The 20,334-nt window shown below is 67.5% G+C and carries 20 protein-coding genes and 1 other RNA gene; 12 read left to right on the top strand and 9 right to left on the bottom strand.

The window, feature by feature from the left end; all coding sequences use genetic code 11:
* Nucleotides 1–39: 39 nt before the first annotated feature.
* From ACZ5QD_RS09765 to ACZ5QD_RS09745, 5 genes are all read right to left on the bottom strand, one after another.
* The gene (locus ACZ5QD_RS09765) at nucleotides 40–663 is read right to left on the bottom strand and encodes a TetR/AcrR family transcriptional regulator (protein WP_464366710.1); all 624 of its coding nucleotides are present in this window, start codon (nucleotides 661–663) and stop codon (nucleotides 40–42) included.
* 37 nt (nucleotides 664–700) lie between these two features.
* Nucleotides 701–2,086 carry a lipase family protein gene (locus ACZ5QD_RS09760; RefSeq protein ID WP_222111168.1) on the bottom strand — a complete coding sequence of 462 codons (1,386 nt, stop codon included), beginning with the start codon at nucleotides 2,084–2,086 and terminating at the stop codon, nucleotides 701–703.
* A gap of 292 nt (nucleotides 2,087–2,378) precedes the next feature.
* Nucleotides 2,379–3,398 carry an IS481 family transposase gene (locus ACZ5QD_RS09755; protein ID WP_269555537.1) on the bottom strand — a complete coding sequence of 340 codons (1,020 nt, stop codon included), beginning with the start codon at nucleotides 3,396–3,398 and terminating at the stop codon, nucleotides 2,379–2,381.
* A gap of 265 nt (nucleotides 3,399–3,663) precedes the next feature.
* Nucleotides 3,664–4,884, bottom strand: a complete 1,221-nt coding sequence (locus ACZ5QD_RS09750; RefSeq protein WP_006898279.1) for an acyl-CoA dehydrogenase family protein — start codon at nucleotides 4,882–4,884, stop codon at nucleotides 3,664–3,666.
* Between the two features lie 29 nt (nucleotides 4,885–4,913).
* Nucleotides 4,914–6,281, bottom strand: coding sequence for an acyl-CoA dehydrogenase family protein (locus tag ACZ5QD_RS09745; RefSeq protein ID WP_006898280.1), 1,368 nt, complete (start codon nucleotides 6,279–6,281; stop codon nucleotides 4,914–4,916).
* Between the two features lie 118 nt (nucleotides 6,282–6,399).
* On the opposite strand from ACZ5QD_RS09745, the gene ACZ5QD_RS09740 reads away from it, so the two are divergent.
* Nucleotides 6,400–7,059 (top strand): MBL fold metallo-hydrolase, encoded by a 660-nt coding sequence (locus tag ACZ5QD_RS09740; RefSeq protein WP_006898281.1) that lies wholly within the window; start codon nucleotides 6,400–6,402, stop codon nucleotides 7,057–7,059.
* Between the two features lie 32 nt (nucleotides 7,060–7,091).
* Here ACZ5QD_RS09740 and ACZ5QD_RS09735 read toward each other — a convergent pair whose 3' ends face one another.
* Together ACZ5QD_RS09735 and hisN are read right to left on the bottom strand one after the other, a co-directional pair.
* A complete protein-coding gene (locus ACZ5QD_RS09735) occupies nucleotides 7,092–7,445 on the bottom strand; it encodes a VOC family protein (protein ID WP_006898282.1) in 354 nt (117 codons plus the stop codon).
* Between the two features lie 114 nt (nucleotides 7,446–7,559).
* Entirely contained in the window at nucleotides 7,560–8,360 is an 801-nt protein-coding gene (gene hisN / locus ACZ5QD_RS09730; protein WP_006898283.1) for a histidinol-phosphatase, read from the bottom strand.
* A gap of 87 nt (nucleotides 8,361–8,447) precedes the next feature.
* Between hisN and ACZ5QD_RS09725 the strand changes: the two genes are divergently transcribed.
* The 11 genes from ACZ5QD_RS09725 (at nucleotide 8,448) to ACZ5QD_RS09675 (ending at nucleotide 17,245) form a co-directional block, all read left to right on the top strand.
* On the top strand, nucleotides 8,448–8,807 hold the full coding sequence (locus ACZ5QD_RS09725) for a hypothetical protein (RefSeq protein ID WP_051999706.1): 360 nt from the start codon (nucleotides 8,448–8,450) through the stop codon (nucleotides 8,805–8,807).
* Nucleotides 8,808–8,849: 42 nt separating this feature from the next.
* Nucleotides 8,850–9,962: a peptide chain release factor 2 gene (gene prfB / locus ACZ5QD_RS09720; RefSeq protein WP_006898285.1), complete on the top strand. Its 1,113-nt coding sequence runs from the start codon at nucleotides 8,850–8,852 to the stop codon at nucleotides 9,960–9,962.
* A 25-nt stretch (nucleotides 9,963–9,987) separates the two neighbouring features.
* Nucleotides 9,988–10,917 carry a mechanosensitive ion channel family protein gene (locus ACZ5QD_RS09715; RefSeq protein ID WP_045538593.1) on the top strand — a complete coding sequence of 310 codons (930 nt, stop codon included), beginning with the start codon at nucleotides 9,988–9,990 and terminating at the stop codon, nucleotides 10,915–10,917.
* The gene (locus ACZ5QD_RS09710) at nucleotides 10,907–11,410 is read left to right on the top strand and encodes a hypothetical protein (RefSeq protein WP_464366709.1); all 504 of its coding nucleotides are present in this window, start codon (nucleotides 10,907–10,909) and stop codon (nucleotides 11,408–11,410) included. The genes ACZ5QD_RS09715 and ACZ5QD_RS09710 overlap by 11 nt, the downstream gene beginning before the upstream one ends.
* Before the next feature lie 28 nt (nucleotides 11,411–11,438).
* A complete protein-coding gene (gene ftsE, locus ACZ5QD_RS09705) occupies nucleotides 11,439–12,125 on the top strand; it encodes a cell division ATP-binding protein FtsE (protein ID WP_006898288.1) in 687 nt (228 codons plus the stop codon).
* Nucleotides 12,126–12,163: 38 nt separating this feature from the next.
* Nucleotides 12,164–13,069, top strand: coding sequence for a permease-like cell division protein FtsX (ftsX, locus tag ACZ5QD_RS09700; RefSeq protein WP_006898289.1), 906 nt, complete (start codon nucleotides 12,164–12,166; stop codon nucleotides 13,067–13,069).
* Nucleotides 13,070–13,098: 29 nt separating this feature from the next.
* The gene (gene smpB / locus ACZ5QD_RS09695) at nucleotides 13,099–13,572 is read left to right on the top strand and encodes an SsrA-binding protein SmpB (protein ID WP_006898290.1); all 474 of its coding nucleotides are present in this window, start codon (nucleotides 13,099–13,101) and stop codon (nucleotides 13,570–13,572) included.
* 3 nt (nucleotides 13,573–13,575) lie between these two features.
* Complete coding sequence (locus ACZ5QD_RS09690; protein ID WP_464366708.1) at nucleotides 13,576–14,331, top strand: hypothetical protein; 756 nt, start codon at nucleotides 13,576–13,578, stop codon at nucleotides 14,329–14,331.
* 95 nt (nucleotides 14,332–14,426) lie between these two features.
* Nucleotides 14,427–14,799: a transfer-messenger RNA gene (ssrA, locus tag ACZ5QD_RS09685) on the top strand.
* 81 nt (nucleotides 14,800–14,880) lie between these two features.
* Nucleotides 14,881–15,402, top strand: coding sequence for a hypothetical protein (locus tag ACZ5QD_RS09680; protein WP_464366707.1), 522 nt, complete (start codon nucleotides 14,881–14,883; stop codon nucleotides 15,400–15,402).
* 106 nt (nucleotides 15,403–15,508) lie between these two features.
* Complete coding sequence (locus tag ACZ5QD_RS09675; protein WP_006898293.1) at nucleotides 15,509–17,245, top strand: penicillin-binding transpeptidase domain-containing protein; 1,737 nt, start codon at nucleotides 15,509–15,511, stop codon at nucleotides 17,243–17,245.
* A gap of 195 nt (nucleotides 17,246–17,440) precedes the next feature.
* Here the strand turns inward: ACZ5QD_RS09675 and ACZ5QD_RS09670 are convergent, their stop codons facing one another.
* Nucleotides 17,441–18,463 carry an alpha/beta hydrolase family protein gene (locus ACZ5QD_RS09670; RefSeq protein ID WP_433820822.1) on the bottom strand — a complete coding sequence of 341 codons (1,023 nt, stop codon included), beginning with the start codon at nucleotides 18,461–18,463 and terminating at the stop codon, nucleotides 17,441–17,443.
* A gap of 95 nt (nucleotides 18,464–18,558) precedes the next feature.
* Complete coding sequence (locus ACZ5QD_RS09665) at nucleotides 18,559–20,205, bottom strand: long-chain fatty acid--CoA ligase (protein ID WP_412475267.1); 1,647 nt, start codon at nucleotides 20,203–20,205, stop codon at nucleotides 18,559–18,561.
* Nucleotides 20,206–20,334: the final 129 nt, after the last annotated feature.

Here is a 20,334-nt window from a genome sequence, read left to right as displayed (position 1 = left end):
GGCACTGTGCGGCGCGGAGAGGTTTCGACGCGAGCCCGCTCACCCCAGAACACCGGGTCGGAGCAGCGTGCGCATCACCCGGAGGGTGTCCTCGGTGGTCAGGTCGGCTGATCGCACCTGCTCGACGATCACGGCGTTCACCGCGCCGATGAAGCCGGTCCACAGCAGCGGGTCGGGCCTCGCGGTGAGCAATCCGCGCTCGGCGCCCGCCGCGCTGATCGCGTCGAGCGAGGCACCCCACCGGGTCCGGCGCTCGGCGCGGTGTTCCTCGAACTCCGCGCTCACACCCACTGCCTCGACGAAGCAGATTCGGGTGAGCCGAGGGTCCGCGCCGAAGAATTCGACGAATGCCCGGATCCCCGCGTCGAACACCGCCTCGATCTCCGCGGCGGTCTCGAGTGACCGTTCGACGGCTTCGATGACGGCCGCGCTCGCCGCGTCCTCGGTCTCGTCGTAGACCGTGCGGAGCAGATGCTCGCGGTCGCCGAACTCCTCGTAGAACTGTCGGGATGACAGAGCGGCGTGCCGACAGACCGCTGACACGGACGTCGCCGCGTAGCCGTCGGTGCCGAACAGCGCGATCGCCGAATCACAGAAGCGTCGACGCCGATCGCGGCGACGGTCGTGCATCGACTGGCCGCGATAGAGCCTGGGTTCGGTCACCGGTCCAGGCTAGCGGTCGAGCCCGGACCGGATGCCGCTAGCGCTCCGCGCCCAGAGGTTTGCCGAACAGCGCCGCCAGCCCGGCGCCCACCGCTGCCGAGAACGTCGGCCACCATCGCGGCCGCGACGTCATGGTGAGGTCGTCACTGGTCCGGCAACCCTGTGCGGCCGGCTTGCCGTCGAGCCGATCCTTCAGCCACAACAGTGCCAGCGGCGCACCGGAGACCTCGGCGATGAGATGTTCCGACAGGTGGTCGCGGGTGTAGGTCACCTGAGCACCCGGGCGGCGGCAGTACTGACCGACGAGCCGATCCACCTGGCCCACGGGGATGATCTCGTCGAGGGCGGAGTTCCACATGTACATGGGCATGTCGGGCAGGCTCTTGCCCATCCGGGTGTCGTCGAAGACCCGACGCACGGCGGGTGCCCGCAGCGCGCCGCCCGGTGCGCGGATGAACCCGATGTTGTTCAGGAACGGGAAGGTCGCCGCCTGATACTGCACGCAGAGGGGACCCTTGAGTGCCAGCACCGCCCGGCCGAGCGGGTCGAGGTGAGAGTTCATGAAGGTGCGGAAGTAGTCGTACTCGCGGGTGAGTCCGACCACCGCGCCGAGCACGAGGCCGCTGGTCACGTTGTTCTGCGCGGCTTTGAGGACCACCTCGAGATCCGCGGGGACTCCCCCTTCTGCGGCGCCCACGATGTTCAGTTCGGGGGCGTACGTCTTCTTGAGTTCAGCGGTGTGCCCGGTGACGATGGCGCCGCCGGAATAGCCGTACAGGCCGATGGGTGAGGCATCGGTGATCGACGACGGCGCGAATCGCTTGGCGGCACGGAGACTGTCGAGGGTGATGCGGGCACCGAGTGGACCGGCGCCGTAAGCGTGGTTGGGGCCTTCGTGGTCAGGAAGCACCACCGCGTACCCCTGGTTCAGAAAGCCCTGGGCGATGAGCAGTTCGGCGGGAGCGACCACCTGACCCAGAAGGGGGCCGGCGTTGAGGTGCTGGACGGCGTACGACGTCGCGCAGTAGCCGGCGGTCGAATCCTCGGCGATCTGCATGGAGACGACCTTGCGCGGGCCGGTCGTGGTGCCGCGCGGCTTGAGGATCGTGGTGACCGCGGGGATCGCCCGGCCGCGGGTGTCGGTGGACCGGAAGGTGAGCTGCCACGCGTCCACGTTGATGGGAGCGACTCCGAAGTTCGCGGGGGTGATCCGCCGGGCACGCAAGATCTCACCCGGAGCGGCGGCGGCGACTTCCCGGGCCGGAGGTCGGTAGAAGGCGGGGTCGAGCTCTTGTGGCAGTGGAACGAGCGGCGCCTGCGTCACGGCCGGGTCGGCGTGGGCGGGCGCGACCGGTGTCCCCGCCGCTGTCGCGACGACGGCCACGGCGCTCAGCGCAGCGGCGAGGAATGTGCGTGTTCTCAATTCGACCCCCGTGTGAAACGTTCTTATTTCAAAATTTTCGCTGAGAGTACACGGGGGTTGCCCAGATCACAATGGATCGTCGGGAAGTGGGAGGTCACCGGGGCGGGTGAGAGGTCGGTGGGCGGTCTCGATGCGCGTCGTCACTTCGTTCCTCCGCTTACTCGACGGTCCTGCAGGGTAGTGCTTACTCGACGGTCCTGCAGGGTGGTGCTTACTCGACGGTCCTGCAGGGTGGTGCTTACTCGACGGACCTGCAGGGTGGTGCTTAGTCGACGAGCAGGCGGGGTGGTGCCTAGTTGTACTGACCCGACAGGTTGGGTACGCGGTCGGCGGGTGAGTTGCCTCGGAGTGCGGTGTGGCCGCGTTCGTGATTGTAGATGCGAAGGAACTCGGGGAAGGCCGCGACGCGTTCGGTTTCACTGAGGTAGGGACGGGCGTAGGCCCATTCCTCCTGCAGGGTCCGGTTGAATCGTTCGACCTTGCCGTTGGTTTGCGGCCGGTACGGTCTGGTCCACTTGTGCTTGATCTTGTTGTCGTGCAACAAGTCCCGAAATATGCGGGACCGGTAACACGACCCGTTGTCGGTCATCACTCGCGCGGTGGTGACACCGATCGAGGCGAAGTGCGCCAACGCCCGAGTCATGAACGCGGTCGCGGTTTCCTTCTTCTCATCAGCGAGGATCTCGGAGTAGGCGTAGCGGGAGTGGTCGTCGACGGCGTGATGCAGATACGCGTACCCCAGGTTGGGGCGGCCAGCAACTTTGCGGGTTCGTCCAGGCTCGCGGTGGGCACTGGAGTTGCGGGTGCCCTGGGCGCGGCCGTGTACGCGATGTCCACCGCCGTCGGGGATTCTGCCGAGCTTTTTGATGTCGACGTGGATCAAGTCTCCGGGCGCTTGGTGTTCGTACCGGCGAATCTCGCGTCTGCGGGCACGTACCGGCGCCCCGGTTGCCGGGTCGATCCACGACAGTCGTAGGCAGCCGTAGCGGGTGAGGATGCGGTGCACCGTGGAGACGTTCAACCCCAGGTGGTATCCGATCCGGGCTGGCCCCCAGCGGCGGGAGACGCGTAACCCGACGACCCGGCGTTCCCGGCGCCGGCTGGTGCGATGCGGACACGATCGGGGCCGGCTGGACCGATCACCCATTCCGGCCGGCCCGTGGTCGCGGTAGCGATCCGCCCATCGCTTGGCCGTGGTGACTGACACGTTGAACCGGTCAGCTGCGCGGCGCAGTGGCCACCGGTCGTCCACAACACACCGAGCCAGACGCAACCGGCCAGTCGGGGACAGCGGTGAATTACGGTGGGACATGAAGACCTCCGGGTTGAGGAGCGGTTCTTAGACAGCTCCACACCTCACTCGGAGGTCTTCCCTATGTCACGTCGACTCGCCGAACTCTGTACCTAACGTTCCGGGTCAGTACACCTAGTCGAGGGGCCTGCGGGGCGAGGGGGGGCGGCCTGGGGACGGGTCAGGGGCGGGGGATTCGCTCGGAGCCCTCGATGAGGACGCCGCGGCGTGAATCCCCCGCCCCTGATCGTGCGACGGGAATGCAGAGCCTACGGGCTCGGCCTGATCACTTCAGTTCGGCACTGCTCTTCCCGAGAATGCGCCGGGCGATGATCAGCTGCTGAATCTGCTGCGTTCCCTCGAAGATGTCGAGGATCTTCGAGTCGCGCGCCCACTTCTCGAGCAGGGTGCGCTCGGAGTAGCCGTAGGTGGACGCGAGTTCGACGGCCTTGTTGGTGACGTCGGTGCCGGTGCGGCCCGCCTTGGCCTTCGACATCGACGCCTCCAGCGAGTTCGGCATCTTGTTGTCGGCCATCCACGCGGCGCGGATCGCGAGCAGGTATGCGGCCTCGTAGTCGGACTCCATGCGGATGAACTCCGCCACCGCGGCCGGCTGGTCGGCGGCCGGACGGTCGTAGTCGATTTCGAGGCCGGCCTCCTCGAGGAGCTTGCGGAGTTCCTCGAGTGCGGCGCGCGCGACGCCGACAGCCATCGCGGCGACCATCGGCCGCGTGTTGTCGAAGGTCTGCATGACCCCGCCGAAGCCCTTCTTGACGTCCACCTCCGGCGAACCGAGCAGGTTGGTGGCGGGAATCCGGCAGTCCTCGAAGCGGATCACGGCGGTGTCGGACGCGCGGATGCCGAGCTTGTGTTCGAGCCGGACGATGGTGACGCCCGGGTTGTCCCGAGGGACGACGAAGCTCTTGATGGCCGCGCGCCCCAGGCTACGGTCCACCGAGGCCCACACCACGATGTGGGTGGCGCGCGAACCCGCGGTCACGAAGATCTTCTCGCCGTTGATGACGTACTCGTCGCCGTCGCGCGTCGCGGTGGTGGTCACCGCGGCCGAGTCGGAACCGAAGCTCGGCTCGGTGATGGCCATCGACGCCCAGACCTCGCCGCCGAAGCTCTCGATCTGTTCGTCGGTGGCGACAGCGGCGATGGCCGCGTTGCCCAGTCCCTGATACGGGATCGAGAGCATGAGCCCCACGTCGCCGTACGACGCCCACATGGCGTTGAGGACCGACTGCATGTTGCCGCCGTTGGCGTTGTAGCCCTCCGGTCGCTGCTTGTTGGCGTCGCCGCGACCACCCGCGGCGCCCGCACCGGCCTGGCCGGCGGCGGCGAGACCGTTGTAGAGGTTCGCCAGAGTGTCCAGCTCCACCGGGTACTCGTGCTCGGCGAGGTCGTACTTGCGCGAGATGGGCCGGAAGATCTCCAGCGCCGCATCGCGCGCCTGCTCCACCGTGGGCTGCAGCTTCTTGGGCAGTTCGAGATTGATTGCCATGATGTCGACTCCTGAAACTCGTCTCGCCGTCAGAGAACGACGATGCCCTCGCCGATGCCCGCGCCGCGCAGGTCGCGGTACCACCGCTCCACCGGGTGCTCCTTGGTGAAGCCGTGGCCGCCGAGCAGCTGCACGCCGTCGAGGCCGATCTGAAGGCCCTTATCGATGGTGAGCTTGCGCGCCAGCGCCGCCTCGCGGGCGAACGACAGACCCTGCTCCGCACGCGAGGCGCCGCGGAGGGTCACCAGTCGCAGGCCGTCGAGTTCGGTCGCCATGTTCGCGACCATGAACGCCACCGCCTGGCGGTTCGAGATCGGCTCGCCGAAGGCCTCGCGCTCGTTGACGTAGGGGATCACGTAGTCGAGCATCGCCTTCGCGGTGCCTGCGGCCAGTGCCGACCAGCCCAGGCGCGACAGGCGCACCACGTCGCGGTACGCGGCCGCCGCGTCGTCTCCCTCGACCTCGCCGAGGAGAGCCGTGGCGGGAACGGCCACGTCGTCGAGCAGCAGCCGGCCCATTCCGGCTGCGCGCAGGCCCATGCCCGGATCGGCTTCGATCACCAGACCCTGGCTGTCGGACTCGACGATGAACAGGGCCGGACGGCCGTCGAGCTGCGCGCCGACGATGAACAGTTCCGCGCTGCCTGCCGCGGGGACGAACGACTTCACGCCGGAGAGGCGGAACCCGCTCGGCACGCGCTTGGCCTTGGTCTGCAGGTCGAAGGCGTCGAACAGCGGGCGCGGCTCGGCGATGACGACCGCGGACGACGGTACGTTCTCGCCCGCGAAGTCGGGAAGGTAGGTGCGCTGCTGGCCGTCGCTGCCGAAGTTGGTCAGGGTGGTCGCGACGCCGCTCGGCGCCAGAAGGGGGAGGGCCAGTCCCATGTCGCCGTACGCCATGGCCTCGGCGACGAGCGCGTTGGTGACCACACCGCGTTCGGTGGCGGCTCCGTCGAAGGCCTCCGGAACGTTGATCATCGTGATGCCGAGCTCCGCCGAGCGCTTCAGGATGTCCTCGGGAGTGGTGGCGGCGTTGTCGGAGTCGTATGCCGCCGGCCGCAGGATCTCGGTGGAGAAGTCGCGGACGGTCTCCGCGATCATCTCCTGCTCTTCGTCGGGGTTGAGGTTGAAGAATCCCTTCGACGAGGTGGCCGGACGCTCCGGCTTTCCGCTGCTCGCGACCTGGGTGAACGCGCGGTTGGCCGCTCCGAGGGTCTTGAATCCGGTCTTGGTGGCGTGGAAGGCCACCCGGTTGATCGGCTCGCGCAGGTGGTACTTCTCGGCGATGTCGGAGCCCGTGATGGTCGTGAGCAGGCGCATGGCCGCACCGATCGGAGTGCGCTTGTGCGGCTGCGTGCCGACGGACGAGGTGTCGCGGGGTTCGGTGTTCGTGGTCATTTCCTCACCAGATTCTCGAAGCGGATTGTCGCGATGGAGTTCTTACTCCGTAGTAAGGAGTTACCTTACTCCTCGGTAAGAAGGTTGTCACGCCTCCGGCACGACTATCGTCGGAGCCATGCGCATCACCCATTTCGGCCACTCCTGCGTACTGCTCGAGATCGATCGCACCCGGGTGCTCTTCGACCCCGGAAACCTCTCGTCGGGATTCGAGACGCTGACCGGGCTGGACGCGATTCTCATCACCCATCAGCACCCCGACCATGCGGATCCGGCGCGGCTGCCCGCGCTGGTCGACGCCAATCCGCAGGCGGTCCGTTACGCCGACCCGCAGACCGCGGCCCAACTGAACGAGAAGCGGGACGCCGGCCAGTGGTCGGTGATGGCGGCGGGGGAGCAGACGCGAATCGGTGCGCTGACCGTCCGCGGCACCGGCGGCAGACACGCCGTGATCCACCCGGATCTGCCGGTGGTCGACAACATCGCGTACGTGGTGGACGCCGCCGACCGTCCCGGCGCCTTCATGCACCCCGGCGACAGCCTGTACATCCCATTCGAGCGGATCGACGTTCTGGCCCTGCCCGCGGCCGCGCCGTGGCTCAAGCTCAGCGAGCCCGTCGACTACCTGCGCGCGGTCGCGCCGCGGCGGGCCTTCCCGATCCACCAGGCCGTCCTGTCCGATGCCGGCCGTGCCATTCACAATGCGCGGATCGACGAGATGAAGCCGACGGGCACCGAGTTCTCCGTGCTGGAGTCCGGGGTGCCCGTCGAACTGTGACCGCCGCCGCGGCCTGAATCACCGCCGCGTGGTCACTGTTTCGGCAACGGACTGTAGAAGACCAGCCCGTTGCCCTTGTTGTCGTAGACCACCGCACGCCGCTCGTGCGCGTCGTTGTACGCCTGGGTGACGATGCCGCCGCCGCTCGCTTCGACGGCCTTCGCGGCCGCGTCGACGTCGTCGGTCTTGATTCCGACCACCACCTGACCGTGGATCGGGTGGTCGACGGCCGTCGCGAGTGCGACGGTGACTCCGCCGCCGTCGAGGGCGGCGAAGTGTGCGCCGTCGCGGAACTTCAGAGCCATTCCCAGCGTCTCGCTGTAGAACTTGATCGATTCGTCGAGATCGTCGGTCGACAGGACGATCATCTTCACTTCGTTGCTCATGGCGCCTCCGCATTCAGTTCTCGGAGCGGGATGTCGCTCCATCGCGGAGGCTACCGGCGACTTCCTTGTGCCGCAGGAGTATTCCGGCGCGAACGCGGAGTCACGCGCGGAGGATCACGTCCCCAGGGCTGCCAGAGTCTCCCGCTGCAGCAGACCGTTCGTGGCCACGGCGCTTCCGCCGCCCGGGCCGGGCCTGCCGCCCAGATCGGTGAACTCGCCGCCCGCCTCGCGTACCAGGACATCGAGTGCCGCGAGATCCCACAGGGAGACCTCCGGTTCGGCGGCGATGTCCACTGCGCCCTCGGCGACGAGGCAGTAGTTGAAGAAGTCGCCGTAGCCGCGCACTCGCCAGACGCTGTCGGTGAGCGCGATGAATCGGTCGCGGATGCCGCGGTCGGCCCAGCCGGACAGGCTGGAGAAGGCCAACGACGCCGAGCCGAGGTCGTCGACCTTCGACACCGAGATCGGCCTGGGCTCGCCGCCGTCGAGCGACGCGAAGGCGCCGCCGCCCGCCGCCGCCCACCAGCGCCGGTTCAACGCAGGCGCACTCACCACGCCGACCGACGGCACGCCGTCCACGAGCAGGGCGATGAGCGTGGCCCAGACGGGAACGCCGCGGACGAAGTTCTTGGTGCCGTCGATCGGATCCACCACCCATTGCCGCCCGGTGAGCAGCGGGTCGCCGCCGAACTCCTCGCCGAGCACGGCGTCGGCGGGTCGGGCCTGGGCGATGCGGTCGCGGATCATCCGTTCGCACGCGAGGTCGGCGTCCGACACCGGGGTGAGATCGGGCTTCGAGTCGACGTGCAGATCGAGGGCGCCGAAGCGGGAGAGCGTGAGGTCGTCGGCTGCATCGGCCAGATCGAGTGCCAGCTGAAGATCTGCGCCGTGACCGGCGTCCGAGAGGGTAGCCACGGCATCCGAGGCTAGCACCGGCGGCCGATGCGTCCGGCCGTGCGACATCCGTCTCTCCCCGATGCCGTCCGGCGGTACTCTCAGGCCATGCCTGTGTGGATCAGCGTCGTGTTCATCCTGATCGTCGCGACGTCGCTCGTCGCGATGCTGATGCAGCGCCGTGGGCGCCGGATGTTCGGAGGCGGCGTCGACGCGGCCTCCGGCTATGTGGAGGGCACGCTCACGGTGACCGGGCTCGGCAGGCAGAACGAGCCCGACAAGAACGGGAGCCGGTACTGCACCATCAGCGGCACCATCATCGGCCCGCAGATCGCTCCCACCGAGGTGTACGGCACTCAGGTGCTCGGCGCCGACGACGTCGCGCCGACGGTGGGCGCGTCGATGCCCGTGGTGTACCGGCCCGGCAAGGTCGACTCCACGTGGCGGTTCGGGGTGCTCGGCGACTGACCGCGGTCGGGCGTCCGCGGCCAGAGGGTAACCTGGTTCCTTGTGCACCCCGATGTCTCCGCTGATCTCGAATCGCTCGACGCCACCCTGACGACCGTCGAGAAGGTGATGGACCTCGACGAGCTCCGTCGCCGAATCGACGAGCTCGAGATGCAGGCTTCCGACCCCGACCTGTGGAACGACCAGGAGCACGCGCAGAGCGTCACCTCCGAGCTCTCGCACGCGCAGTCTGAACTCCGCCGGGTCAGCGAGCTCCGGTCGCGCCTCGACGATCTCCCGGTGCTGTACGAGCTCGCGGAGGCGGAGGAGGGCGACTCGGCCGTCGCGGCTCTCGAGGACGCGGAGACCGAGCGAGCGGACCTGCGCCGCGACATCGAGGCCATGGAGGTCAAGACCATGCTCGCGGGCGAGTACGACCCCCGCGAGGCGCTGGTGAACATCCGCTCCGGTGCGGGCGGAGTGGATGCGGCGGACTGGGCGCAGATGCTGATGCGCATGTACATCCGGTGGGCCGAGCAGCACGGGCATCCGGTCGAGGTGTACGACACCTCGTACGCGGAGGAAGCGGGCCTCAAGTCCGCGACCTTCGCCGTCAAGGCGCCGTACATGTACGGAACGCTGTCGGTGGAGCAGGGCACCCACCGCCTGGTGCGGATCAGTCCGTTCGACAACCAGGGCCGCAGGCAGACCTCGTTCGCCGAGGTCGAGGTGTTGCCGGTGGTCGAGACCACCGACCACATCGACATCGACGAGAACGACGTGCGGGTGGACGTGTACCGCTCGTCCGGCCCGGGCGGACAGTCGGTCAACACCACCGACTCCGCGGTGCGGCTGACGCACGTCCCGACGGGCATCGTCGTGACCTGTCAGAATGAGAAGAGCCAGCTGCAGAACAAGGTCGCCGCGATGCGCGTGCTGCAGGCCAAACTCCTCGAACGCAAGCGTCTGGAGGAGCGTGCGCAGATGGACGCGCTCAAGAGCGACACCGGCGCCAGCTGGGGCAATCAGATGCGCTCGTACGTGCTTCACCCCTACCAGATGGTGAAGGACCTGCGAACGAACGTGGAAAGCAACAACCCGTCTGCGGTGCTCGACGGTGATCTCGATCAGTTCATCGAAGCGGGCATCCGCTGGCGGATGAACGAAGGCGAGTGATCGTATCGATTCCGTTCCCACCTACCTGGTAGATCGGCTCGGGCTGCCGAGCTGGCTGCAGTCCTGGGAGAAGTGGCTCGCAGTCGACTTCGTCGGCATCCTGCTCTGGATCATCGGCGGGATCCTGGTCATCCGGTTCTTCCGATGGGGTGCCGGCCGGTACAGCAAGCGGGTGCTGCGGCAGTTCGAGTCCAGCGACGACATCGTGCAGTCCGAGGACATGAAGCACCGGCGGGCACTGGTGGACGTCGTGACCTGGACGTTGGTAGCGCTCACCGTTGCCGCGGTCACGATGCACATCCTGGGGATGTGGGTCGCGAAGAGCAGCCTCGTGGGGCTGAGCGCGGTGGTCGGTGCGGCGCTGGGATTCGGCGCGCAGCGCGTGGTGCAGGATCTGCTGGCCGGCTTCTTCATCATCGCCGAGCATCAGTACGGCTACGGCGACGTCGTCAACCTCTCGGTGACCGGCGGCCTCGAAGCCGAGGGCACCGTCGAGGATGTGACGCTCCGCGTCACCCGACTCCGGAACACGGACGGCGAACTGCTCATCGTGCCGAACGGTCAGATGATCAAGGCCGCGAACCTGTCGAAGGACTGGGCACGGTCGGTGGTCGACGTGCCGGTGCCGCTCGACGCCGACATCAACGAGGTCAACACGGTCCTGCGCGAGGTGGGACAGACGTTCTACGACAACCCGCGGTGGAACCGGTTGCTGCTCGACGCGCCGACCCCGCTGGGCATCACCAACCTCGAACTCGACTCGGCGACCGTCCGGATGGTGGCGCGGACGCTTCCCGGCCAGCAGTTCGAGATCGGCCGCGCGCTGCGCGGCGACATCATCTACGGCCTCGCGCGCCACGGGATCTTCGTCCAATCGGTGCAGCAGCAGTCGGCGGTCAAGACCGCCGGGGACGAGGCCGCCCAGACCGGAGGCGGGGTGAGCGATGAGCACTGAGGAACGGCCGGCCGACACCGCCGCTCACACGACCGTCGCCGAGGCCGCCGCAGCTCCCGAGCCGTCGGCGATCGTGAAACTCGCGCGGCGCATGCGGCACGTCTATCACACGCGCATTCGGACGACCACCGTCGTCCTGATCCTCATATGGTTCGCGCTGCTCGGCTTCTACGGGTTCAGTTCCGAGCACTACGCCACCGAGCCGAGGGTCCCGCAGGGCACGCAGGTGCAGCAGCCTGTCGAGCCGACGACGTCGCAGCCCACCTACACCTCGCAGACCCCCACGTCCTCGACCGTCGAGTCGTCGACCGAACCGACGCAGACCGAGACTCCCACCACGGAGACCGGACGGGGCACCGAGGGCACCGGCCGTCAGACCGGGCGGGCCACGCCGAGCACGCCGGCCGGGGAGCAACAGCAGCAGCAACTGCCGCAGGCGCCGAATGGAACCGTGCAGCCGACCTCCCAGCCCGGAGCCAGTGCGGGCGAGTAGTCCTGACCGGTCAGTACACTTGGCTACCGTGATCAAGCTGACGAATGTGACGATGCAATACGCAGCGTCTTCTCGCCCCGCGCTGGACGATCTGTCGCTGGAGGTCGAGAAGGGGGAATTCGCCTTCCTGATCGGTCCGTCGGGTTCCGGTAAGTCGACCTTCTTCCGGCTGCTGCTCAAGGAGGACAAGCCGACGTCCGGCGACGTGTACGTGGGGGATTTCCACGTGAACAAGCTCCGCAGCCGGGAGGTCCCGAAGCTCCGTCAGTCCATCGGCTGCGTCTTTCAGGACTTCCGCCTGCTGCAGCAGAAGACGGTGGCCGACAACGTGGCCTTCGCGCTCGAAGTGATCGGCAAGCCCGCGTCCACGATCCGGGAGGCGGTACCCGAGACCCTGGAGTATGTGGGTCTCTCGGGCAAGTCGGACCGGATGCCGCACGAGCTGTCCGGTGGTGAGATGCAGCGGGTGGCGATCGCGCGAGCCATCGTCAATCGTCCGGCTCTGCTCCTGGCCGACGAGCCCACCGGAAACCTCGACCCGGAGACCAGCGAGGAGATCGTCGAGGTTCTCGACCGTGTCAATCGCGGCGGCACCACCGTCGTCATGGCCACTCACGACCGCCACATCGTCGACGCGATGCGGCGCCGCGTGGTGGAGTTCGACAACGGGACCCTGGTGCGCAACGACGAGCACGGCGTCTACGGCATCGGCTGACACTTGACCTTCCACAGGCGGGAAACCAAAGGCATCACATGCGCTTGAACTTCATCTTCGGCGAGGTCTTCAACGGCTTCCGCCGCAACATCACCATGACCGTCGCGATGGTGCTCACCACGGCGATCACCCTCGGCATGCTCGGCGGCGGTCTGCTCGTGATCCAGATGGCCAACAAGAGCCAGAAGATCTTCCTCGACCGCGTCGAGATGCAGTTCTTCATCAACGACGCGGTCACCGCGAAGGATCCGAACTGCCTCGAGGCTCCGTGCACCACACTGCGCACCGACCTGGAGTCGGAGCCGGGAGTGGCGTCGGTGACGTTCATCAGCCAGGAGCAGGCGTACAAGACGGCCAAGGAGTCGTGGGAGAAGGACTCGCCCGAGCTCGCCGACTTCATCCGCAAGGAGGCGTACCAGGGAGCGCTGCGCGTGCGGATGGCCGATCCCGACCGCTTCGGCGCGGTGCTCGACAAGTACTCGCGGGCCGAGGGCGTCGACGGAGTCCTCGATCAACGTGACCTGGTCAAACGTATCTTCAGCGTGCTCGACGGGGCTCGCAACGCGGCCTTCGCCATCGCCGCGGTCCTGGCCGTGGCCGCGATCCTGCTGATCGTCAACACCGTGCAGATCGCGGCCTATACGAGACGGACGGAGGTGTCGATCATGCGGCTGGTCGGCGCCACCAGGTGGTACACCCAGCTGCCCTTCCTGCTGGAGGCGGTGATCGCCGCGGTGGTCGGAGCGCTGCTGGCCATCGGCGGGCTGTTCCTGGCGAAGATATTCTTCTTCGACAAAGCGCTCGAAGACCTCTACGGTGTGAACATCCTGGCGCGCATCACGTCGGCGGACGTGTGGTTCGTGTCGCCGTGGCTGCTGTTGTCGGGCATCGTGCTCGCCGGCGTCACCGCGTACGGCACCTTGCGCGTCTATGTCCGTGAATGACGACTACATGAAGAATTCGGAGGTCTGCCGTGCCCAGGGATAAGGGTAAGTCGGTGATCGCGACGAACCGGAAGGCTCGGCACAACTACACGATTCTCGAGACCTTCGAGGCGGGGATGGTTCTCCAGGGGACCGAGGTCAAGGCGCTGCGCGAGGGCAAGGCGTCACTGGTGGACGCCTTCGCGACGATCGACGACGGTGAGGTATGGCTCAACGCCGTGCACATCGCCGAATACGGCAGCGGCACCTGGACCAACCACGCCCCCCGGCGCAAGCGCAAATTGCTGATGCACCGTCGTGAGATCGACGGGCTCATCGGCAAGCTGCGCGACGGAAATCTGACGCTGGTCCCGCTGTCGATGTACTTCTCCGACGGTTACGCAAAGGTGGAGCTGGCGCTCGCCAAGGGCAAGCAGGCACACGACAAGCGCCGCGACATCGCCGAGCGGACCGCTAAACGCGAGGTGGAGCGGACTCTCGGCCGGCGCGTCAAGGGAATGTAGCGGTTGGCGGTTCCGCGCAGACTCTCCGGCATCGCGCTGACGCTTGTGGTCGCGGCGCTCACGGCCGCGGGCTGCGCCGACCGGGCACCGCAGGCGCAAGCGGTTCCCGAGGTGGGCTGGCTCGTCGCCGACCATTCGTGCGCGCCCGATCGGGTGCGGGCTCAAGCGGACGCCCTGGTGCGCAGCGGTCTGCGCGACGTGGGGTTCCGCGAGTTGTTCATCGATTGCAATGACGAGGACCGCGCCCGGATCGACGCCGACTCGGGCGTTCGCGCCGATCTGGCCTCGCTCGGACTGCACGTGCATCCGCTCCCGTCCGCGCAGCGACGCACGGCCGTCGACGCCGCGGCCGCTACTCCGTCCGGGCTCCGGACGGAGGTGACGCGGCGGGTGATGAGGGCCGAGCCCCTGGTGGTGACCGGAGACCTGCCCGCCGTGCCCCGTGGCACGGTCGAGATGCTCCGGAACCCGGAGATCGGTGAGTTGGTCCGCGATCGCCGTGCGGCACCGGGCGCCGAGGTGAACGGCGATCCCGAGACGTACTCGCGGGCGATCGGCGAGCGGGGACTGCTGGTGTCGTTCACCAACACCGGACCCGTCGGCCGCGACATGTCGATCCCGATCGCCGATCTCGGCCTGGCCGGCGACGACGTGGTTCCGGCGCGTGAGGTCTGGTCCGGACGCCGCATCAAGGCCGAGGACGGGGAACTCACCATTCGGGTAGGAGCGGGCGACGCGGCACTGCTGCGGATCGGCTGAGCGACCCGAATGACGTCGCGACGAATACCGGGATGATTCTGTCGTCTCCGTTGGTTATGATTAGGTGTCCGCCAAAATCTGGAGGGCACCCCCTCGGGGCCGATCGGTTTCGACTACGTGCATCGAGGTGGGGGAAGCGTGTCGGTGCAGGCTAGAGACCACCGTAAGCGTCGCAGCAACCAATTAAGCGCCGATTCCAATCAGCGCGACTACGCTCTCGCTGCCTGATCAGCGAGGCTAGTCTGTCGGCCCGGTTCTAAGTTCCCGGAACCGGATGCCGGCATCAGCTAGGGAACTCACTGTCGCCGCCGGTCGCGGGCGTCGGCAGGACATCCAACAGCGACTGGGATCGTCATCCCGGCTTGTTCGCGAGACCGGGAGATCCGAGTAGAGACACAGCGGACTGCACACGGAGAAGCCCCACTGAAGTGACGGAGGACCCGGGTTCAATTCCCGGCGGCTCCACGAGGTAAGGCCCCCGGTCGTCACCGACCGGGGGCCTTACTCATATCCGGCAGCTCATATCCGGCAGATCGCTAGGCTGCGTTGATGCAGATCACGAAGTGGATCGGGACCGCGAGCTGGTGGGTATTCGTCGTCGCTCGTCTCGTGGGAAAGATGGGAGAGCCGGTCGCCGGGACATCGCGCGATTTCGTCGGCTTCCTGCGGGTCGGCGGTGGATGGACCGCGTACACGCCGCTCACCGATGCGATCGCGACGAGGAACGTCGACACCGCCGCACCGAATGCGCTGATGCTGATCTCGCTGATCGCACTGGCAGTCACGGTGGATGCGGGAGTGGTGCAGGCCGTGCTCAGTCGCCGTCTGCTCGTCGGCGTGATCGCGGTCGCGGCGCCGGTCGTCGGAGGTGTACTGGTCCTGTGGGCTCTCTACCACCGGACTGGGGCCGCAGGCGCAGTGCAACTCTCGTCGCTGTCGGTATTCGCCCTGATACTGACCGCCGTGGCTGTTCGCGGTCTCGGTACACAGCTCGGTGCGTATGGGAATCGGGCCGGGGCCGCGGCGCAGGCCGGACGAGGAGCGGACTCGACCGGCGGAGGATCCGCCTGACGGGGACGTCGTGTTCTTGCAGGTCGGCGACGGTGTGGTCGAGAAGACAGTGCCGGTGGCTGCTCGTGAGTTGCTCTGCCGGCCCGTGTCTCGGTTGACTTGAGAGATGCGCAGAATCGCCGTGGGCGTCGTCCTCATCCTGCTCGTCGCGCTCGCTACAGCGTGCGGAAGTGACCCGTCGCCGGCTCAGCGGCTGGCGGACGCGCTGAACGGCCGCGACATGACCGCCGCCGCCTCGGTGACCGACGATCCGGCGTCGGCCGAGAAGGCGTTCACAGCCAGCTTCGACGGGATGGGCGAGGCCAGGGTTCACGTGAGTGTCGGCGGCGAGGACGACGACGAACTGAACTGGTCGTGGTCGCTGCCGCACGGCCGGACCGTCGACTACACCACATCGGTCGCGGAGACGGGCGGCAAAGTCCGCTGGACGCCGCAGCTGATTCATCGAGACCTCAAGCACGGCGCTCGTCTGCTCTACAGCGATGACAAGACCTACGACGTCCCGGTCGTCGACCGGTCCGGTCGCGACCTCCTCACCTGGCAGGAGGTCACGGTGGTCTCGCTCGCCCCGGATCGGTCCGGGTCTGCGGAGGCACTCGCCGCGCGACTGCGGCCGGTGGCGCCGACGGTCACCGCAGCATCCGTGCGCGCAGACGTCAAAGGAAAGAAGGAACCGACCACGATCGTGACACTGCGCGCCGCGGACGCGAAGAAGGCCGGGGACCTCGCTTCCATTCCCGGCGTCACAGTCCGCAAGGAGGGACGCCTGCTCACCGCGTCGAAGGACCTGCGCTCTCCCGCGGTCGCCGGCCTCGAGGAGCAGTGGCGGAAATCGATCGACGCGGCGGCCGGCGCCACCGTGGCGATCGCCGACGCCGAGGGGAACCCGATCGGGCGCGTGAAGACATTCGACGGCCGGACTCCCGAGCGGGTGGAGACCACTCTCGACGTCGCCCTCCAGCGTGCGGCGAATGCCGCGGTCGCCACTTCGCGTCGCCCGACGATGCTGGTCGCGATCCGGCCGTCGACCGGAGGGATCCTGGCGGTGGCGCAGAACGAGGGAGCCGACCGGCAGGGGCCGGTGGCGTTGAGCGGTCTGTACCCGCCGGGCTCCACGTTCAAGACGGTCACCACGCTGGCCGCACTCGATGCCGGCGTCACGAAGCCCGATGCGATACTGCCGTGTCCCGGAAAGAAGCGGATCGGCGATCGCGTCATTCCGAACGAGAACGAGTTCGATCTCGGTGCCGTGCCGCTGCACACCGCGTTCTCGCGCTCGTGCAATACGACGATGGCGGCGCTGTCGGCCGAGTTGTCCGATACCGCGCTCACCGACACCGCGCGCTCGCTCGGGCTCGGCGTCGACTACACGATCCCCGGGCTCACCACCGTGACAGGCGCGGTCCCCGCAGCGAAGACCACTGCGGCGAAGGTCGAGAACGGGATCGGGCAGGGCACGGTCACCGCCTCGCCGTTCGGCATGGCGCTCGCGGAAGCGAGCCTCGCCGCGCGTCACACCGTCACGCCCACGTTGATCCAGGGACGCGCCACCGGGGAGAGTGCGCGGCCGTCGGAGATCTCGGCGTCGGCGGCCGCCGCACTCCGGACGATGATGCGCGAAACCGTCAGTTCCGGCACGGCGACCGCCTTGCGCGACATTCCGGGGCTCGGAGGCAAGACGGGGACGGCCGAGTACGGCGACAACACCCACTCGCACGGCTGGTTCGCCGGCATCGACGGCGACCTCGCCTTCGCGACCCTCGTCGTCGGCGGTGACAGCTCGGCGCCCGCGGTGCAGGTGAGCGGCGAGTTCCTGCGGGCGGCGAAAGCGGATCTGCCCTGACCCGGAGAAGCGAAGTGCCCCGCCGTGGGCGGGGCACTTCGTCGAATCGGAGGGGCGCTTACTGAACGCCGGAGAAGACGGTCTTCAGAAGCTCGAACACGTGAGGATGCTCAACGATTGCCGTCCACAGTGCTGCGTCCATAGGTATCTCGCCTTTCTAAGGGGATTCGAGGCTTACATCCCCACTTTACGTGGTCATTGCGAATGCCGTTTCGCGAAGACGCGCAGCGCGTCCAAATAGCCCGGTGCGTACACCGAAGACGGCGCGAACCTGGTGCGTGCCGCGACACGGAAATCGTCTCGGTACTCGATTCCCTCCCGCGTGATGCTGTGAGTGGCGTCGTCGAACCGCTTCACGGTCAGCAGATCCGGCCGGACGGTGCGGCGGTAGACGGACTCGGTCTCGTCCACGTCGACGGTGCGGTCGTCGCCCCCGAGCACCAATAGGAGCGGAACTGCGATGCCCGGCAGGGACGCCGTCGCATCCGACCGGAGGTTGCGTTCGGCGAAGCCCCACTGCGCGGGGGTCATCGGCTCCGGATCGATCCCGGAACGCCGGTACGCGGCGTACCCGGCACCCTCTTCCAACAGGCGCACCCGCTGGGCCCGGCGTGCCAGTTCCGCCGACGCCTCCGGAGCCGGGGCGCCGTGTGCGGACAAGTCGGACCGCAGCGCGAACTCGTGCTGCCGGAGCCAGTTGACCGCCGGCCCCACCAGGACGGCGAATCGCAAGTCGTTGCGCGCCGCGAGCACCTCGGGCACCACCCATCCGGCCTGTCCGTCGCCCCAGACGCCGATGCGGGTGGTATCGATGTCGGGGCGCGTGTAGGCCCACGAGACAGCGGCCTCGACCTCCGTCTCACGGTCGTGCATCGATTGGTCGAGCCAGTCTCCGGGCGCGCCGCCGACCCCCGGTTTGTCCCACGACAGCGTTGCGAATCCGGCCTTCGCGTACGCGTCCCAGAGCGGCTTGTAGGTGTCGTCGCGACTGGCGTTCGCCGGCCCGTCACCGTGGACGAACACCACGAGCCCGTGCGGTCCCTCGCTGTTGACAGGCGTCGCGAGCACCGCGTGCAGTTCGCCGCGGGGACCTTCGATCGTGACCCGTTCCTCGTGGATCGCGAAATCGCCCGCCACCAGGATCCACACGGTACCGCCGAGGACGAGCGCTGCGATCGTGCCGAGCGCCGCCAACGCCAGCTTCTTCCTGCGGCTCACTCAGGCGAGTCTAGACGGCGGTCGCCGCGCACTCGAAGGCCCGACCGTCGCGTGGACGGTCGGGCCTTCGAGAGCGGGTGGCCTGCGGGCGGCGTCTACGCGTCGGGCTCGCCGAGCACCGTGTAGTCGCCGTCGGCGTAGTGCTGACGGACGCGCTTCTTGTCGAACTTGCCGACCGAGGTCTTGGGAACCTCGGTGACGAACGACCACCGCTCGGGGATCTGCCAGCGCGGGATGCGGTCCTCGAGGAACTTGCGGTGCGCCTCCACGTCGGCGTCCGCTTCATCGCGGACCACCGCGAGCACGAACGGCCGCTCGTCCCACTTGGCGTCCGGGACGCCGATGACGGTCGCTTCCACCACCGCCGGATTCGACGCGATCACGTTCTCCAGTTCCACCGACGAGATCCACTCGCCTCCGGTCTTGATGATGTCTTTGGCGCGGTCGACGATCGTCATGTACCCGTCGGGTGTGATGGTCGCGACGTCGCCGGTGCGCAGCCAGCCGTCGTCGAACTTCGACGGATCGGCGACGTTGCCGTCGGGCTGGTAGTACGAGCCGGTGATCCACGGGCCGGACACCTCCAGTTCACCGCGAGCCTCGCCGTCCCACGGCTGCTCCTGGCCGTCGTCGCCGACGATCCGTGCGGCGACCGGAGCGGGGAAGCGGCCCTGGGTGACCCGATAGGCGAATGCGGCGTCCTCGTCCTCGACGCCGGCCGGGGGCCGGGAGATGGTCCCCAGCGGGGAGGTCTCGGTCATGCCCCAGGCGTGCACGATCTTGACGCCGTAACCGTCGAACTTGGTGATCATCGACGGCGGGACCGCCGCACCGCCGACGACCACCTCGCGCAGGTGGGTGATGTCCTGCGGCTTCGCATCGAGCAGTGCCGACACACCCTGCCAGATGGTCGGCACCGCGGCGGCGAGCGTCGGGCGGGTCTCGGCCATCATCGCCAGCAGCGGCTCCGGCTGCAGGAAGCGGTCGGGCATCACCAGGGTCGCGCCGGCCATCATCGCCGCGTACGGCAGCCCCCACGACATGACGTGGAACATCGGGACGATCGCGAGCATCGTGTCGTGATTCGACAGACCCATGCCGCTCGTCGACGTCCCGAGGAGCGAATGCAGGTAGATGCTGCGGTGCGAGTAGACGACTCCCTTCGGGTCGCCGGTGGTACCCGAGGTGTAACACATGACGGCGGCGTCGGTCTCGTCGAGCTTCGGCCAGTCGTAGGTCGTCGGCTCGCCGGCGATCAAATCGTCGTAGGCGTGCACGGTGACGCCTTCGGGTGCGGTCAGCGACTCGACGGGGCCGTTCGCCACGACGACGTGCTTCACATTGGGTGTGCCGGCCAGATACTGCGACAGCATCGGCGCGACGGACGCGTCGACGAAGATCACCTTGTCGTCGGCGTGATTGATGATGAATACGGCCTGCTCGGGCGAGAGTCGCAGGTTCAGGGTGTGCAGAACGGCGCCCATCGACGGCACGCCCGCGTACAGCGCCTGATGCTCGGTGTTGTTCCACATGAAGGTCGCGACCCGATCGCCCCTGGCGACGCCCAGCTTGGTCAGCGCGTTGGCGATCTGTGCGCCCTGGTCGCCGATGTCGGCGAACGAGGCCTCACGGGTGCCCTCTCCGGTCCAGGTGATCACCTTCGCCTCGGGGAACACTCGACGGCTGTACTCGACCAACCCCGAGATCAACAGATCTCCGTGCTGCATCGTCGTCTGGACCATGTGCTGTCTCCTTCACGCTGTTCGCACGCGCAGTGCCACCGGAATGTCGATGATGTGAATCGGTTCACTCTCGTGATCGATTGTTCCCCGAACTACAGTCAAATTATGCATCATTTCGTTCGAATGATG

This window comes from Gordonia sp. J1A (assembly GCF_055393515.1).
This window is presented reverse-complemented; position numbering and strand designations above follow the sequence as displayed.

Excerpts from the sequence above, each read along its gene's own strand:
- ACZ5QD_RS09755 (WP_269555537.1), bottom strand. The coding sequence starts at position 3,398 with ATGTCCCACCGTAATTCACCGCTGTCCCCGACTGGCCGGTTGCGTCTG.
- ACZ5QD_RS09750 (WP_006898279.1), bottom strand. The coding sequence starts at position 4,884 with ATGGCAATCAATCTCGAACTGCCCAAGAAGCTGCAGCCCACGGTGGAG.
- ACZ5QD_RS09745 (WP_006898280.1), bottom strand. The coding sequence starts at position 6,281 with ATGACCACGAACACCGAACCCCGCGACACCTCGTCCGTCGGCACGCAG.
- ACZ5QD_RS09740 (WP_006898281.1), top strand. The coding sequence starts at position 6,400 with ATGCGCATCACCCATTTCGGCCACTCCTGCGTACTGCTCGAGATCGAT.
- ACZ5QD_RS09735 (WP_006898282.1), bottom strand. The coding sequence starts at position 7,445 with ATGAGCAACGAAGTGAAGATGATCGTCCTGTCGACCGACGATCTCGAC.
- ACZ5QD_RS09725 (WP_051999706.1), top strand. The coding sequence starts at position 8,448 with ATGCCTGTGTGGATCAGCGTCGTGTTCATCCTGATCGTCGCGACGTCG.
- ACZ5QD_RS09710 (WP_464366709.1), top strand. The coding sequence starts at position 10,907 with ATGAGCACTGAGGAACGGCCGGCCGACACCGCCGCTCACACGACCGTC.
- ftsX (WP_006898289.1), top strand. The coding sequence starts at position 12,164 with ATGCGCTTGAACTTCATCTTCGGCGAGGTCTTCAACGGCTTCCGCCGC.
- ACZ5QD_RS09680 (WP_464366707.1), top strand. The coding sequence starts at position 14,881 with ATGCAGATCACGAAGTGGATCGGGACCGCGAGCTGGTGGGTATTCGTC.
- ACZ5QD_RS09675 (WP_006898293.1), top strand. The coding sequence starts at position 15,509 with ATGCGCAGAATCGCCGTGGGCGTCGTCCTCATCCTGCTCGTCGCGCTC.
- ACZ5QD_RS09665 (WP_412475267.1), bottom strand. The coding sequence starts at position 20,205 with ATGGTCCAGACGACGATGCAGCACGGAGATCTGTTGATCTCGGGGTTG.